At 71.9% G+C, this 13,052-nt stretch carries 12 protein-coding genes and 2 pseudogenes; 8 read left to right on the top strand and 6 right to left on the bottom strand.

What is annotated here, in order from left to right:
• Together AB0H81_RS28490 and AB0H81_RS28485 are read left to right on the top strand one after the other, a co-directional pair.
• Positions 1 to 312 (top strand): annotated as a pseudogene (locus AB0H81_RS28490) (hypothetical protein); the annotation flags it as partial.
• 294 nt (positions 313 to 606) lie between these two features.
• A complete protein-coding gene (locus tag AB0H81_RS28485; protein ID WP_358380707.1) occupies positions 607 to 1,590 on the top strand; it encodes a zinc-binding dehydrogenase in 984 nt (327 codons plus the stop codon).
• A gap of 44 nt (positions 1,591 to 1,634) precedes the next feature.
• Here the strand turns inward: AB0H81_RS28485 and AB0H81_RS28480 are convergent, their stop codons facing one another.
• From AB0H81_RS28480 to AB0H81_RS28465, 4 genes are all read right to left on the bottom strand, one after another.
• Positions 1,635 to 2,282 carry a TetR family transcriptional regulator gene (locus tag AB0H81_RS28480; RefSeq protein ID WP_358380709.1) on the bottom strand — a complete coding sequence of 216 codons (648 nt, stop codon included), beginning with the start codon at positions 2,280 to 2,282 and terminating at the stop codon, positions 1,635 to 1,637.
• A 57-nt stretch (positions 2,283 to 2,339) separates the two neighbouring features.
• Entirely contained in the window at positions 2,340 to 4,151 is a 1,812-nt protein-coding gene (locus AB0H81_RS28475; protein WP_358380705.1) for an SDR family oxidoreductase, read from the bottom strand.
• Positions 4,152 to 4,241: 90 nt separating this feature from the next.
• Positions 4,242 to 5,333 (bottom strand): CapA family protein, encoded by a 1,092-nt coding sequence (locus AB0H81_RS28470; RefSeq protein ID WP_358380704.1) that lies wholly within the window; start codon positions 5,331 to 5,333, stop codon positions 4,242 to 4,244.
• 93 nt (positions 5,334 to 5,426) lie between these two features.
• Positions 5,427 to 6,251: a helix-turn-helix transcriptional regulator gene (locus tag AB0H81_RS28465; RefSeq protein WP_358380702.1), complete on the bottom strand. Its 825-nt coding sequence runs from the start codon at positions 6,249 to 6,251 to the stop codon at positions 5,427 to 5,429.
• A 101-nt stretch (positions 6,252 to 6,352) separates the two neighbouring features.
• On the opposite strand from AB0H81_RS28465, the gene AB0H81_RS28460 reads away from it, so the two are divergent.
• Positions 6,353 to 7,765 (top strand): MFS transporter, encoded by a 1,413-nt coding sequence (locus AB0H81_RS28460; RefSeq protein ID WP_358380700.1) that lies wholly within the window; start codon positions 6,353 to 6,355, stop codon positions 7,763 to 7,765.
• 61 nt (positions 7,766 to 7,826) lie between these two features.
• Positions 7,827 to 8,057 (top strand): annotated as a pseudogene (locus tag AB0H81_RS28455) (hypothetical protein); the annotation flags it as partial.
• 1 nt (position 8,058) lies between these two features.
• Here AB0H81_RS28455 and AB0H81_RS28450 read toward each other — a convergent pair.
• The gene (locus AB0H81_RS28450) at positions 8,059 to 8,283 is read right to left on the bottom strand and encodes a DUF397 domain-containing protein (RefSeq protein ID WP_358380698.1); all 225 of its coding nucleotides are present in this window, start codon (positions 8,281 to 8,283) and stop codon (positions 8,059 to 8,061) included.
• 41 nt (positions 8,284 to 8,324) lie between these two features.
• Positions 8,325 to 9,188 (bottom strand): helix-turn-helix transcriptional regulator, encoded by an 864-nt coding sequence (locus AB0H81_RS28445; protein WP_358380696.1) that lies wholly within the window; start codon positions 9,186 to 9,188, stop codon positions 8,325 to 8,327.
• Between the two features lie 315 nt (positions 9,189 to 9,503).
• On the opposite strand from AB0H81_RS28445, the gene AB0H81_RS28440 reads away from it, so the two are divergent.
• From AB0H81_RS28440 to AB0H81_RS28425, 4 genes are all read left to right on the top strand, one after another.
• Entirely contained in the window at positions 9,504 to 9,650 is a 147-nt protein-coding gene (locus AB0H81_RS28440; RefSeq protein WP_358380694.1) for a hypothetical protein, read from the top strand.
• Between the two features lie 202 nt (positions 9,651 to 9,852).
• Positions 9,853 to 10,068 carry a hypothetical protein gene (locus tag AB0H81_RS28435; protein ID WP_358380692.1) on the top strand — a complete coding sequence of 72 codons (216 nt, stop codon included), beginning with the start codon at positions 9,853 to 9,855 and terminating at the stop codon, positions 10,066 to 10,068.
• The gene (locus tag AB0H81_RS28430; RefSeq protein WP_358380690.1) at positions 10,065 to 10,718 is read left to right on the top strand and encodes a hypothetical protein; all 654 of its coding nucleotides are present in this window, start codon (positions 10,065 to 10,067) and stop codon (positions 10,716 to 10,718) included. Before AB0H81_RS28435 ends, AB0H81_RS28430 begins: the two co-directional genes overlap by 4 nt.
• Before the next feature lie 147 nt (positions 10,719 to 10,865).
• Positions 10,866 to 13,052, top strand: coding sequence for a molybdopterin-dependent oxidoreductase (locus AB0H81_RS28425; RefSeq protein WP_358380688.1), 2,187 nt, complete (start codon positions 10,866 to 10,868; stop codon positions 13,050 to 13,052).

Below are 13,052 nucleotides of genomic sequence, written 5' to 3'. Positions count from 1 at the left end.
CCCGCCCCGGCGGACCGGTCCCTCGACCGCGAGGCACGGCCGCCGTCCGCCCGCGAACCCGCCGCCCGCCCACCCGCCCCCCACGAAGGCCAGGCGGGCCCACCGGCGCCTCAGGAGCGCGGCGTACGTCCGCCGGCCCCGGAGGGAGGCGACGCCCGCCCACCGGCCTCTCAGGCCCGCGACGCGCGGCCGCCCGCGGCCCTCGGGCCGGCGACCGGAGGCGGGACGGGCGACCAGACGCGCCGGGCCGCCACCACGGACCCGTTCCGCTGGCTCCCCCAGCTCATCGACCGCCTGCGCCGGGACCGCTGACCGCCCGGGGCGCGCCATGAGCCGCTCCCGTGCCACACCGCCCCCGAGCCGGAGCCCGGCACAGGACCCCACCACGCACGCCACCACGCACCCCGCGCAGACCCCGCCGCAGACCCGCCCGCAGACCGCCCGCAGACCCGCCCGCAGACCGCCCGCAGACCGCCCGCAGGCCCGCCGCAGAGACCGTCGCAGACCTGCTGCAGATCTGCCGCCGAGCCCGCCACCTTGACCTCAACCTAACTTCGGGTTGAAGACTGGCCTGGACAGATGCCGTCTCACACGAAGGTGCTTCTCATGCGCGCGATTCAGGTGGCCGCGTTCGGCGGTCCCGAGGTGCTGACCCCCGTCGACCTGCCCGACCCGACGCCCGGCCCCGGGCAGGTCGTCGTCGGCATGGCCGTGGCGGACGTCATCTTCCTCGACACCCGGCTGCGCGGCGGCTGGGGCCAGGACTTCTTCCCGCGGACGCTGCCGTACGTGCCGGGCGGCGGCGGAGCGGGCGAGGTGCTGGAGATCGGCGAAGGCGTGGACCCCGCGTGGATCGGCCGGCGCGTGGTCGCGCGGACCGGCGCCGGCTACGCCGAACGGATCGTCGCGGGCGTCGAGGAGATCACGCCGGTGCCGGACGGGCTGACTGCCGAGACGGCCGCGGCGCTCATCCACGACGGCGTGACCGCGCTCAGGATGGACCGGCTGGGCGCGCCGGAGAAGGGGGAATGGGTGCTGGTGTCGGCGGCGGCCGGTGGCGCCGGATCGCTGCTGGTGCAACTGGCCGTCGAGGCTGGCGCCCGGGTGGTGGCGGCCGCGTCCAGTGACGCCAAGCTGGCGCTGGCCCGCGAGCTGGGCGCGGAGGCCGTCGTCGACTACTCGCGTCCGGACTGGATCGAGCGGGTGCGCGAGGCGACCGGCGGCGGCGTCGCGCTGGTCTACGACGGGGCGGGCGGCCGGCTCGGCACGGCCGCTCTGGACGCCGTGTCCGATGGCGGCAGGTTCGTCACGTACGGCGCCACGGAGGACTTCGCCGCCCCGAACCCGGAAGAGGCCGCGCGCCGCGGCGTACGGGTGTTCACCCCGCTCTTCGACGGCCCCCCTGACCCGGAGACCGCGCGCGAGTTGATGGACCTGGCACTGGAACGGGCCGTGGAGGGACGGCTCCGGCCGGCGATCGGCGCCACCTATCCGCTGGAGCGGGCGGCCGACGCCCACCGGGCCCTGGCCGCCCGCGCCACGGTGGGCAAGTCACTGCTGCTGGTCGGCCCCGGAGGATCGGCCGCCTGAGCGGGGACCCTCGTGTGACCCACCCCGCTGCCGCACACGGCCGGTCAGGCCGTCTGAGGGGTCCAGGAGCGGAGCTGGCGGGACAGGAAGCCGCGGATGAGCTGCTTGGCCGCCGCGACGATCTCGGGCTCGCCGTGCGGGTCACGCCGGAAGGCGAGCTTGAGCACCGCGTCCCCCGCCTCCACCGCGACCAGGACGGCCACGTCCAGCTCGTGGCTGTCGGCCAGGCCGAACTCCTTCAGCAGCAGCCCGCGCAGCCGCCCGGCGATCACCGTGTTGTTGTCGGAGTCGGAGTCGAGCAGGTTGAGGTCGACCACGTCGCCGAAGTGCAGGCTCTTGAAGCCTGGAACTGTCCGGTGCATGTCGACGTACTCGTCGATGATCGCGTCGACGGCCTCCCACCAGCCGACGTAGTCCTCCTCCAGGAACCTGCGGCCCACCCGGGAGACGAACTGCTCGACGTTGCGCCGGGTCAGTTCCTGGGTGATGGCCCGCTTGTCGGGGAAGAACTGGTAGACCGATCCGATCGCGACACCGGCCCGGTCGGCGATGCGGGTGGTGGAGAGCGACTCGTAGCCGATCTCGTCGAGCAGCTCGGCGCAGGCGTCGAGCATCCGCTCGACCCGGCGTGCGCTGCGGCGCTGCGCGGGCTGCCGCCGTAACGGCTGCGGCTGCACGCGCTCATCGTCCATCTGGGGTGACAGCACGCGTTCCATCATCCCCCGAAGACCACGATCGTTTTCTGGCAATCAGTGGATTTCTCGTGGCTCCGAGCCGGTCCTGCGCGGTCGGGAGCTGCCCAGGCGGAGGGCGGCGTTCGAGAGCCGGGCCAGCCCGCGCGTGGCACCTGGTGATAGGCGTGACAGCGCGTACCCGAGCTTGCCCTCGGCGTTGACCGGGACGACGGCCTGGTCGCGATGGACGGCCCGCAGGATGTGCGCGGCGACGCGCTCCGGCGGGTAGCCGCGCCGCTCCAGCGCCGTCACCGACACCTCCCGCAGGTCGGTCCCCACGTACGTGGCGTTGCGGGCGATGCCGGTGGACACGAAACCAGGACAGATGGCGCTGACGCTGATGCCCTGGCCGGCCAGTTCGGCGCGCAGGCATTCGCTGAGCATCTTCACCCCCGCCTTGGCGGTGGAGTACGCGGGCAGCAGCGCCGAGGGGGTGAAGGCGCCCAGCGAGGCGACGTTGACGATGTGGCCGCCTTCGCCGCGTTCGACCATCTGCGCCGCGAACAGCCGGCACCCGTGGACCACGCCCCACAGGTTGACGTCGATCATGTTCCGCCAGTCCTCCACGGAGTGGTCCAGGAACGCGCCGGCGACGAGCGTTCCTGCGTTGTTGACCACGATGTCCGGCACGCCGTACGCGTCGCGTACCTGGCGGGCGAAGTCCTCCATGCGGGCGGCGTCGGCGACGTCGACCGGCTCGGCGTGGGCGGTGCCGCCCAGGTCCTTGACGATGCCGGCGACCGTCCGGACCGCGGCTGCCTCGTCGATGTCGGCGCAGACGACCTCGGCGCCGTGGGCGGCGAAGGCCCGCCCGGTGGCGCGGCCGATCCCGCTGCCCGCGCCGGTGACGACCACCAGCTTCCCCTCGAACGCCCTCCCCGACTCCGGTCCCCGCCGGGCCCCGCTCTGCCCGTCCGGGCCGGCGACTCTGCGCGCGCGGCGGAGCCCAGGCGCCGGGTCGGCGCCGTCCACGTGGGCCGCGAACTCGGCGATCATCCTGGCGACCACGTCCGGCCGGCCGCGCTGCGCCCAGTGCCCCGCCACGACCCTGCGGTGCCAGAACCTCGGCGCCCACCGCCCGAGCGAGGCCAGCAGTTCCGGCGAGACGAACGGGTCCCGGGTCGCCTCGATGAGCTGCACCGGCACGTCCACCACCGGGTCGCCCCGCTCGCCCGTGTGGCGGGGGCGCAGCCCGGCGTTCATGTTCAGGCGGTACATCCACAGCCCGTTGATCGCGTCGCGGGTCAGCGTGTCGGCGGGGTGGCCGGGGCGCGGCTGGATGCCGTCGCGCACCCGCATGCTGCGCTCCAGCATCGCCGGCATGAACGTCCGCCACGCCGTCTCCGGAACGACGGGGGCGCGGAACACGCCGATGTACCAGGACCGGGCGCGCTGCGCGGCGACCTCGCCGCGGCTGCTCTCGCGCATGAACCGGTCCGCCTGGGCCAGTCCGGGCCCGCCGAAGCTGGTGAGGGACGCCACCCGCTCCCGTATGCCGGGCCTGGCCACCGCGTCCCAGCACTGGAGCGAGCCCCAGTCGTGGCCGACGAGATGGACGGCGGGCTTGCCGATCGCGTCGAGCACCGCCGACAGGTCGCCCGCCAGGTGGTCGAACGTGTAGCCGGCGTGGTCGGCCGGCTCCGTGGAGCGGCCCGCGCCGCGCACGTCGTAACGGACCACGTGGAAGCGGTCGCGCAGCAGCCCGGCCACCTCGTCCCAGACGCGGTGCGTGTCGGGATAGCCGTGGACGAGCAGGATCGTCGGGTCGGCCGGGTCGCCCTCCTCGGCGAGCCACAGCCGCACGTCACCGGACTCCACCCACCGCATCGCGGCCTCCTCCACGTCGCCGGGTCCTGACGTAAAGGACTTGACCGGCTGCACGGCCGGCAAACCGTCAGGGTTCGGTGGACAGGACCGTCAGGGTTTGGTGGACAGGCCCGTGCAGGAGCGCAGCGCCCTCCAGTCGGCCACCGCCCGCGTCCTGGCGGTGCCGGTCATCGGCACCGGGACGCCGCCCTGGATGGTCGCCGGGGTCCACTGGTCCTTGAGCACCTTGCGCCCCTGGACGGTGAGCGTCAGCACCCCGGTCCGCCCGGTCGTGGCCGGGTTGGAGTTGTAGAAGACGAAGTTGCCCAGGCCGTAGCTGATGTAGGAGCTGTCCAGGTAGCCCGCGCCGAGCAGGATGTGCGCGTGGCCGCCGACCACCACGTCCGCGCCCGCCTTGACGAGCTTGGGGGCCAGCGAGAGCTGCGCCGGGTTCGGGCACTTCTGCATCTCGGTGCCCCAGTGCAGGTGGACGATCACGGTGTCGGAGTTCTTGCGTGCCTGCCGTACGGCCCGCAGCAGCCGGTCCTCGTTCTTGGCCGAGGCGAGGCCGCCCTTGCCGGGCGTGGCCGTCCAGGAGCTGACGAACTCCGCGTCGAGCACCTGCGTGGCCCCGATGATCGACACGCGGTTGCCGTTGACCACCTTGCGGAACGGCCGGTACGCCTCGGTGTCGTTCGCCCCGATCCCCACCACGGGGAACCTCGACTTCTTGATGGCGGCCAGCGAGTCGGCCAGGCCGCTCTCCATGTAGTCCATGCCGTGGTTGTTGGCCATGGAGACCACGTCCACCCCGGCGGCCTTGAGCGCGGTGAAGGCGCTGGCGGGCGCGCGGAAGGTGAACTGCTTGCCCGGCGCCGGCGTGCCGCCCGTGGTGATGGCCGTCTCCAGGTTGACCATGGCCAGGTCGGCCCGGCGCAACACGGACGCGATCGGCCCGAGAGCGGTGCGCGGGTCGTTGAGCCGGGGCCGCAGCACCCCCTCGAAATGGACGTCACCGCCGAAGGAGATGGTGAACGGCCGTCGTTCGGGCGACGGCGTGGAGTCGGCCGCCGCGGGCTTGTCCAGGGCCTGCTTGCGCTGGGCGGTCGGCTGGGGGTCGGGCTCCGACGCGGCGCACGCGGCGGAGGCGGTGAGGGCTGCGGCGACGGCCACGGCCGCGGCGGCACGACGGGGGAGTCTCATTTGTCGCCACTTCTGCTTGATCCTGACATTCAGCCAATGAGCATGCCATGGGCGACGGTCCGGCGCGCGCCGGTCAGAGGGAGAAGACCCGGGTCAGCGGGACAGCAGCCGGGCGACGGCCTCGCGGCTGGCGTCGTCGACCGGGGTGTAGACGATCATCCGTGTCTCGGGGGCCGCCGAGGAGTTGAAGCTCGTCGTGCTGAAGCGCAGCCTGCCCATCTCGGCGTGCTTGAAGATCTTCTCGCGCGGCCCCGGCTCGGCCACGTCCTGGCGCGCCCACAGCCGGGCGAACTCCGGGCTCTCCCGGCTGAGCCGGCGCACGAAGTCCTGCCAGCACGGGTCGTCGGCGTGACGGCTGTAGGCGCCGCGGAAGACGGCCACCGCGCGGGCCAGCTCCTTGTCGCGGTTGACCAGCACGCAGGCCAGCGGCGCCACGCAGCTCTGCCAGAGGGTGTTGCGCTCGCCGTCGGGCGCCGCGACCACCTCGGGGAACAGCGCGGCGTAGGCGGGGTTCCAGGCGAGCACGTCGCTGCGGCTGTTGGCCAGGCAGGCGGGCATCGGGCTGAGCTGGTCGAGGATGGCCTGGACCTGCGGGGTGACGCGCGTCGTGTCGTCGTTCGGGACGCCCGTGGCGTGTCCGGCCAGCCGGTAGAGGTGCTGCCACTCGGCGTTGTCGAGCCGGAGCGTGCGCGCGATCGCGTCGAGCACCTGGGTGCTGGCGTTGATGGGGCGGCCCTGCTCCAGCCACGTGTACCAGGTGACGCCCACGCCGGCGAGCTGGGCGACCTCCTCGCGCCGCAGGCCGGGCGTGCGCCTGCGCGGGCCCGGGGCGAGCCGCACCATCTCGGGCGTGATCCGCTCGCGCCTCGTGCGCAGGAACGCCGCCAGGTCCGACCGCTTGGTCTCCGCCATCGTCATGCCTCCACTATGGGCCGCCTGGCGGGGGTGATCCAGGTGGTGCCAGTACCAGTATAAAGAGGCTCTCGTTACTGGTATCAGAATGCCCCCATCATGGGATCATGACCCAAACAGCCGTTTCCCCCTCCTCTCCGGCCGCACAACGGCCGGAAAGGACCAGGGCCGGCGGCCTGCTCCTCACGGTCATCCTGGTGGGGCAGTTCCTGGCCATCCTCAACGTCAACATCGTCAACGTGGCCACGCCGACCATCCGGGCGGACCTGCACTCCTCCGGCGCGGGACTCCAGATGATCGTGGCCGGTTACACCATTGTCTACGCCGTCCTGTTGATCACCGGCGCCAGGGTGGGAGACCTGTTCGGCTACCGCAACGCCTTCCTGGGCGGTCTGGCCCTGTTCGGCGTCACCACGCTCGGCGCCGGCCTCGCGCCCTCGACGGGGTGGCTGGTCGCCTTCCGCCTGGTCCAGGGCGCCGGGGCGGCGCTGATGATGCCGCAGGTGATGACGCTCATCCAGCGCAACTACCAGGGCGCGGCCCGGGGCCGGGCGCTCGGCCTGTGGTCGGCCGTGATCAGCGGCGGCATCGTGGTCGGCCAGGCGATGGGCGGCGTCCTGCTCGGGCTGGGGGCGGGCTGGCGGATCGTGTTCCTCGTGATGGTGCCGATCGCCGTGCTGCTGCTGGCCGCGGGGGTGAAGGTCCTGCCCGCCGACGGGGGCGGCGCCCGGCGCACCGGGCTCGACCCGGCGGGCCTGGTGACCTTGTCGGCGGCCGTGCTGCTGCTCGTGGTGCCGCTGGTGCTGGGCAGGGACCTGCACTGGCCGCTCTGGGGCTGGATCTCCATGGGGCTCAGCGTGGTGATGTTCGTGGTGTTCGTCCGGGTCGAGCGCTGGGTGACCGCGCGGGGCGGCCGGCCGCTGGTCGACGCGTCGGTCCTGCGGGCCCCGGGCATGCGGCCGGGGCTGGGCGTCCTGCTGTTCGGTCCGGCGACCTGGGGCGCGTTCCTGTTCACCTCGGCCCTGCACCTCCAGGGCGAGCTGCACCTGACGCCGCTGGCCTCCGGCATGATGCTCGTGCCGTGCGCACTCGCGTTCGCGGCGGTCGGGCTCGGCTGGCCGCGCCTGCCCGCCCGGTTGCAGCGCCGGCTGGTGCCGTTCGGTTACGTGGTGGCCGCCCCGGCGTACGTCGGCCTCGGGCTCGCGGCGGCGGGCGGCCTGCCGTACGCGGTCATGAGCGCGCTCATCGGCGCCGGGCTCGGCGTCCAGGTGGCCGTCACGAACCTGGCGACCGAGCAGGTCGCCGAGGAGTACGCGGCGGACGCCAGCGGAGCGCTGCTGACCGTCATGCAGCTCGGCCAGGTCATCGGGGTCTCGACGGTCGGCACGCTGTTCGTCTCGCTCCAGGGCCACGCCTCGGCCTCCATGTCCACGGCGGCCGCGCTGGCGGGCCTGGCCGTCCTGGCCGGGATCAGCTCCCTGTTCCTCGTACGCCGCCGCACCGCGGCCCCCGTGACCTGAGCTCAGGACCGGCTCTGCACGTGAAACGGCCCGTGTCCCCGAATCGGGGGCACAAGCCGTTTCGCGAGTGCACCCGTACCTCAACCTTCTCCTGTCTTACTGGGAGATGCTCTACGAGGTCAGGGAGATTTCCGAACCGGTACTCCTCGAATACGCGCGCGGCGTTCTTCGGCACACCCGAGGGCAGGCGTTTCTGGGAGAACAGCCCGCTGCTTCTCCGTGCCCGGCGGCCTCAGGCATGAGCAGCCGGGAGAAGACAAGAACGGCCCCGGACGGACCGGGGCCGTTCTGAGTCATACGCGTGGCGCCAGCGCGGCCACGTCGAACTCACCCTCGCGCACTCCGGCCACGAATGCCGCCCATTCTTCTTCGGTGAAGACGAGAACGGGACTGCCGTCGATCTTGCTGTCCCTGAGTGCGACACTGCCATCACTGAGCGGGGCGACCTCGACACAGGTGCTCGAGCCGTTGCAGAAGCTGCTCTTCTGCCATGCCGCCGTGCTGATGTTGATCTGCATTTCCCCTCATATGGAAAAGGGCGCCGTTGCCCCTTCTTGTGCTAATTTCGCCATAGCATGGCTTTGCGCTGGATGAGCACGCGGGATTCGTCCTCATCGAGCGCTTCCGCACTCAGGTATTCGAAAGCCGCCTCGTATCCAGCGACCCGTCCGAGGTCTTCGACGAAGCCTCCGGCGTAAAGCTGCTCCAGATAGACGACATCGTCGAAGCCGGCGAACTTGAGATGGACGAACCCACCCGTGTTGACCGGGTGCAGCGACTCCATGGTGAGAACGCGAATACTGACGTGCGGCAGCAGCGAAGCCTCCAGAAGATGCTCCATCTGCGTCTGCATGATCGAGGACTCGCCGAATTTGCGCATCAGGACCGACTCGTCCAGGACGAAACGCGCCTCCGGCGGGTCGGGCCGGAACAGGACGCGCTGTTGCCGATCCATGCGCGCCTCCACCCGGCTCCGGACACCACTGTGCGTGATGCGGACGATGCTACGAGGCGCCGAGATCACCTCACGCGCATAGTCCTCGGTCTGAAGAAGGCCCGGCACGACCTGGGGTTCCCAGTTGCGTTGGCACAGGGCCTCAGCCTCCATCCCGAGGAATCTTGTGTACTCCCCGGGCAGAGAGTCTTCGTAATCCTCCCACCACCCTCGTTGATCCGCGTCCCGCAACAGGCCGAAGAGTTCCTCAAGCTTCGTCTCGCCTGCGCGATAGAGCTTGGCCATGGACTCGACGTCCTCGGCGCTGGGCATGGTCTTGGCGGCCTCGATGCGGCTCACCTTGCTGGGGGACCAGCCGAGCTCCCTGGCGGCGGCGGCCCCCGTGAGCTTGTGGCGTTCACGAAGGAGGCGGAGCTCCTGGCCGAGCCTCAGCCTGCGGACAGTCGGGCTGCCCTGTTGCGATGGCACCGTCCACTCTCCTCGTCGGGAAGGAAGGTGTAGCCGGGAAGGTCGTTTGGAAGCCGGGGCGGGTAGACCGTTCGCCTAATCTTACCCTGCAAGTTGCACGCATTGATGCGGGAACGCCGCCTCGCGTTTCGACGATGACCAGGCGTGGACACTCCCCTCACCAGAGTGGAGCACGTTGCGATGCAACTTGCACGGCAATCGATCCAGCAAGATGCGAAGAAATCAAAATCTTCTCTTGCGCACGCTCTTGCAAGCAATGAATGCCGGGAGGACCATCAAGCCCAAGAGGGACATCGAGCGCGCGAGGAGGCCGGGATGAACACCACACGGCCCGGCGCCGAGGGCTCCTCCCTCACGTTCACGCGCGGCCACGCGGGCCGCACCACCGGCAACGGCGCCGTCCCGGATACGCAGATCTACGCCAGGGAGGCCGTTTGCCGGAAGGATCCCGCCTTCGTCTGAACGAAAGCCGCGCACGCAGCTCCGCCCGACCGTTCGCCACGAGCGCCGCTCATCCGAGCACAGGTCAGGGGAGCACCGAAAAGCCGGACCCAGGCCGGGCACCGATCGCCGCATATGGGCTGCCACCCTGCGACGACGCGGTCACCAGCCTGCAGTCCGGCGTGAGAAGCCACCTCGAGTAATGCCGCGAAAGGGGTCTTCTATGTACCCACAAGGTACCAAGGGACTCAGGCGAATCAAGTCCCGGATCCGGGAACTCATCGCCTGGGCCGACCGCGAGATCTGCATGGAGCCGGACGAGTTCGCCTACCGACGGGGCTGGACCGTGGCCCGGACCGGGTTCGGCTGCCGCGTCTACCGCGACCCACGCTTCGACCAGCTCAAGCTTTCCGCCAAGGTGGCCGAGGAGGTGTCGTGAGCATGCCGCGCAACCCCCGCAACCAGATCTACCCCGCCAACGAGGACCTGCCGGCCGCGGGCCGGAGCGGCCTGCCGGCCCGGCTCTGGCGCTGGCGCACCGAGCTGCTGCTGCTCGCGCTGCTCGGCCTGGTCGCGCTCACGCTGCTGGGCGCGGCGCGGGGCGGCCACTGGACCCCGTTCGCCGTGCTGGCCGGAGCGGTCTCCGCGCCGGCCGTCACCCGGACGGGCCGCAACTGGGCGACGGCGCACTTCTGGTGCCTGGTCTCCCGCCACCGCCTCCAGCGGACCTGCCTGGAGACGACCATGCACACCCGTTCCGGCCGGATCCCGCTGGTGCTGTGGATCACGCCGACGCGCACGGGCGAGAAGGCACTGATCCTGACGAGGGCCGGCATCAGCGCCGCGGAGTTCGAGGCGTACGCGGAGGAGATCGCCGCGGCCTGCTGGGCGAGGAGCGCGAACGTCTACCGGCACCGCCGGTGGGCGCAGCTCGTGGTGGTCGAGGTCGTGCGGCGCGAGGAACTGCCGGGCGTCCTGCCGCCCGGGCTGGAGCGCCTGTACGGCAGGCGCGCCTGGGTCGCGCTCCGCCACGACCTCGAGGAGCCGCCTGATCTCCTCCCGCGCGAACGGGCCCTGGCTGCGGCCTGACCCCGCAGAGGGTCCGCTGAGCCCAGGGAGCGCCCACCGCGCCGGGCGTTCCCTGGCCGAAGCCCCGGAGATCGCGGGGGCTCCGGGGCTTCCCCCTCCGGTCGGTACGAGCCAAGATGAGTTCAGTCCACGAACCCAGGAGTGGCGATGACGACCGTCCACCGGACCTGTCCCCTGTGCGAGGCCGTCTGCGGCCTGACCCTGACCCTCGACGAGGGCGGGCACGTCACCGCCGTCCGTGGCGACAAGGACGACCCGTTCAGCCGGGGCTTCATCTGCCCCAAGGGCGCCAGCCTGGGCCGCCTCGACGAGGACCCCGACCGGCTGCGCAGGCCGCTGATCCGCGAGGGCGACCTGTGGCGCGAGGCCGGCTGGGACGAGGCGTTCGCCCTGGTCCAGGCCAACCTCGACCGGGTCGTGGAGACGTACGGCCGGCAGGCGCTCGGCATCTACCTGGGCAACCCGAGCGTCCACAGCATGGCCGGATCCCTCTACGGCGGGCCGCTCATCAAGGCCCTGGGCACCCGCAACGTCTTCACCGCGAGCACCGCCGACCAGATGCCGAAGCACGTGGCCAGCGGCCTGATGTTCGGCCACCCGCTGGCCATCCCGGTGCCCGACCTGGACCGCACCGACTTCCTGCTCATGCTGGGCGCGAACCCGCTGGAGTCCAACGGCTCGCTGTGCACCGCGCCCGACTTCCCGGGCCGGTTGAAGGCGCTGCGCGCGCGGGGCGGCCGGCTCGTGGTGGTCGATCCGCGCCGCACGCGTACGGCCGCGCTTGCCGACGAGCACGTGTTCGTCCGGCCCGGCACCGACGCCTACCTGCTGTTCGGCCTGGTCCACACGCTGTTCGCCGAGGACCTGACGCGGGTCGGGCAGCCGGTCAACGGCCTGGACGAGGTGCGGGAGGCGGCCAAGCACTTCCCGCCCGAGGCGGTGGCCCGCCGTACGGGCGTGCCGGCGGACGTCGTCGTACGGCTGGCCAGGCAGCTGGCTGCGGCGCCCACCGCCGCCGTGTACGCCCGGATCGGCACCTGCACGGCCGAGTTCGGCACGCTGGCCCAGTGGCTGGTGGACGTGCTCAACGTGCTGACCGGCAACCTCGACCGGCCGGGCGGCGCCATGTTCCCCAAGGCGGCCACCGAGTCCCCCGGGCGGCGCCGGCCGTACACGGTGGGGCGGTGGCGGAGCCGCGTCCGGGGCCTGCCCGAGGCGAACGGCGAGCTGCCCGTGGCCACGCTGGCCGACGAGATCGAGACGCCCGGCGAGGGGCAGATCCGGCTGATGGTGACCGTGGCCGGCAATCCGGTGCTGTCGGCGCCCCATGGCGACCGGCTCGACGCGGCCCTGGCCGGGCTCGACTTCATGGTGAGCGTCGACCCGTACCTCAACGAGACCACCCGGCACGCGCACGTCATCCTGCCGCCGCCGCGCGTGCTCCAGTCGGGCCACTACGACTTCGCGCTGCTCGGCCTGGCCGTGCGCAATTACGCGCGTTACTCGCCGCCGTCGCTGCCGCTGGACGGCCGGCCGTCGGAGGCGCTGATCCTGTCGCGGCTCGCTCAGATCGCCTCCGGGCTGGAGGGCGACCTGGACGAGTTCGTCATCGGCGGGATGCTGGCCAGGGCGGTGGAGACGCCGGGGTCCGGAGTGGAGGGCCGCGACGTGGCCGAGCTGCGGGCCGAGCTGGACGGTGAGACGGGCGCGGAGCGCCGCCTGGACCTGATGCTGCGGCTCGGCCCGTACGGCGTGTGGGCCGGCAAGGGCGACCTGTCGCTGCGCAAGCTGCTCGACCACCCCCACGGGCTGGACCTCGGGCCGCTGGAGCCGCGCCTGCCCGAGGTGCTCAGGACCGCGTCCGGCGTGGTGGAGCTGGCCCCGCCGCAGCTCGTGGAGGACGTCGAGCGGCTGCGCGGCCGGCTGGAGGAGGAGCCGCCGGAGATCGTGCTGATCGGCCGCCGGCACCTGCGCTCCAACAACAGCTGGATGCACAACGTCGCGCCGCTGGTGGGCGGGAGCAACACCTGCACGCTCCAGATCAACCCGGCCGACGTGTCCCGGCTCGGTCTCGACGGGACGGCCGTGGTGCGCTCGGCCCGGGGCGAGCTCACGGTGCCGCTGGAGCCGACCGACGCGATCATGCCGGGCGTGGTCTCGCTGCCCCACGGTTGGGGACACGCGGGCAGCGCGCAGGCGGTGGCCGCCGAGCACCCCGGGGTCAGCGTGAACGCCCTCACGGACGAAACGGCGATCGATGTTCCATCCGGAAATGCCGTGTTCAACGGGGTGCCGGTTACAATTTTGCCAACTGGGGTGATCACCGCACATTAA

The organism is Nonomuraea sp. NPDC050691, assembly GCF_040654455.1.
GTDB lineage: Bacteria > Actinomycetota > Actinomycetes > Streptosporangiales > Streptosporangiaceae > Nonomuraea.
Note: the sequence above shows the minus strand (reverse complement) of the source record. Positions and strands in the feature narration are given on the sequence as shown.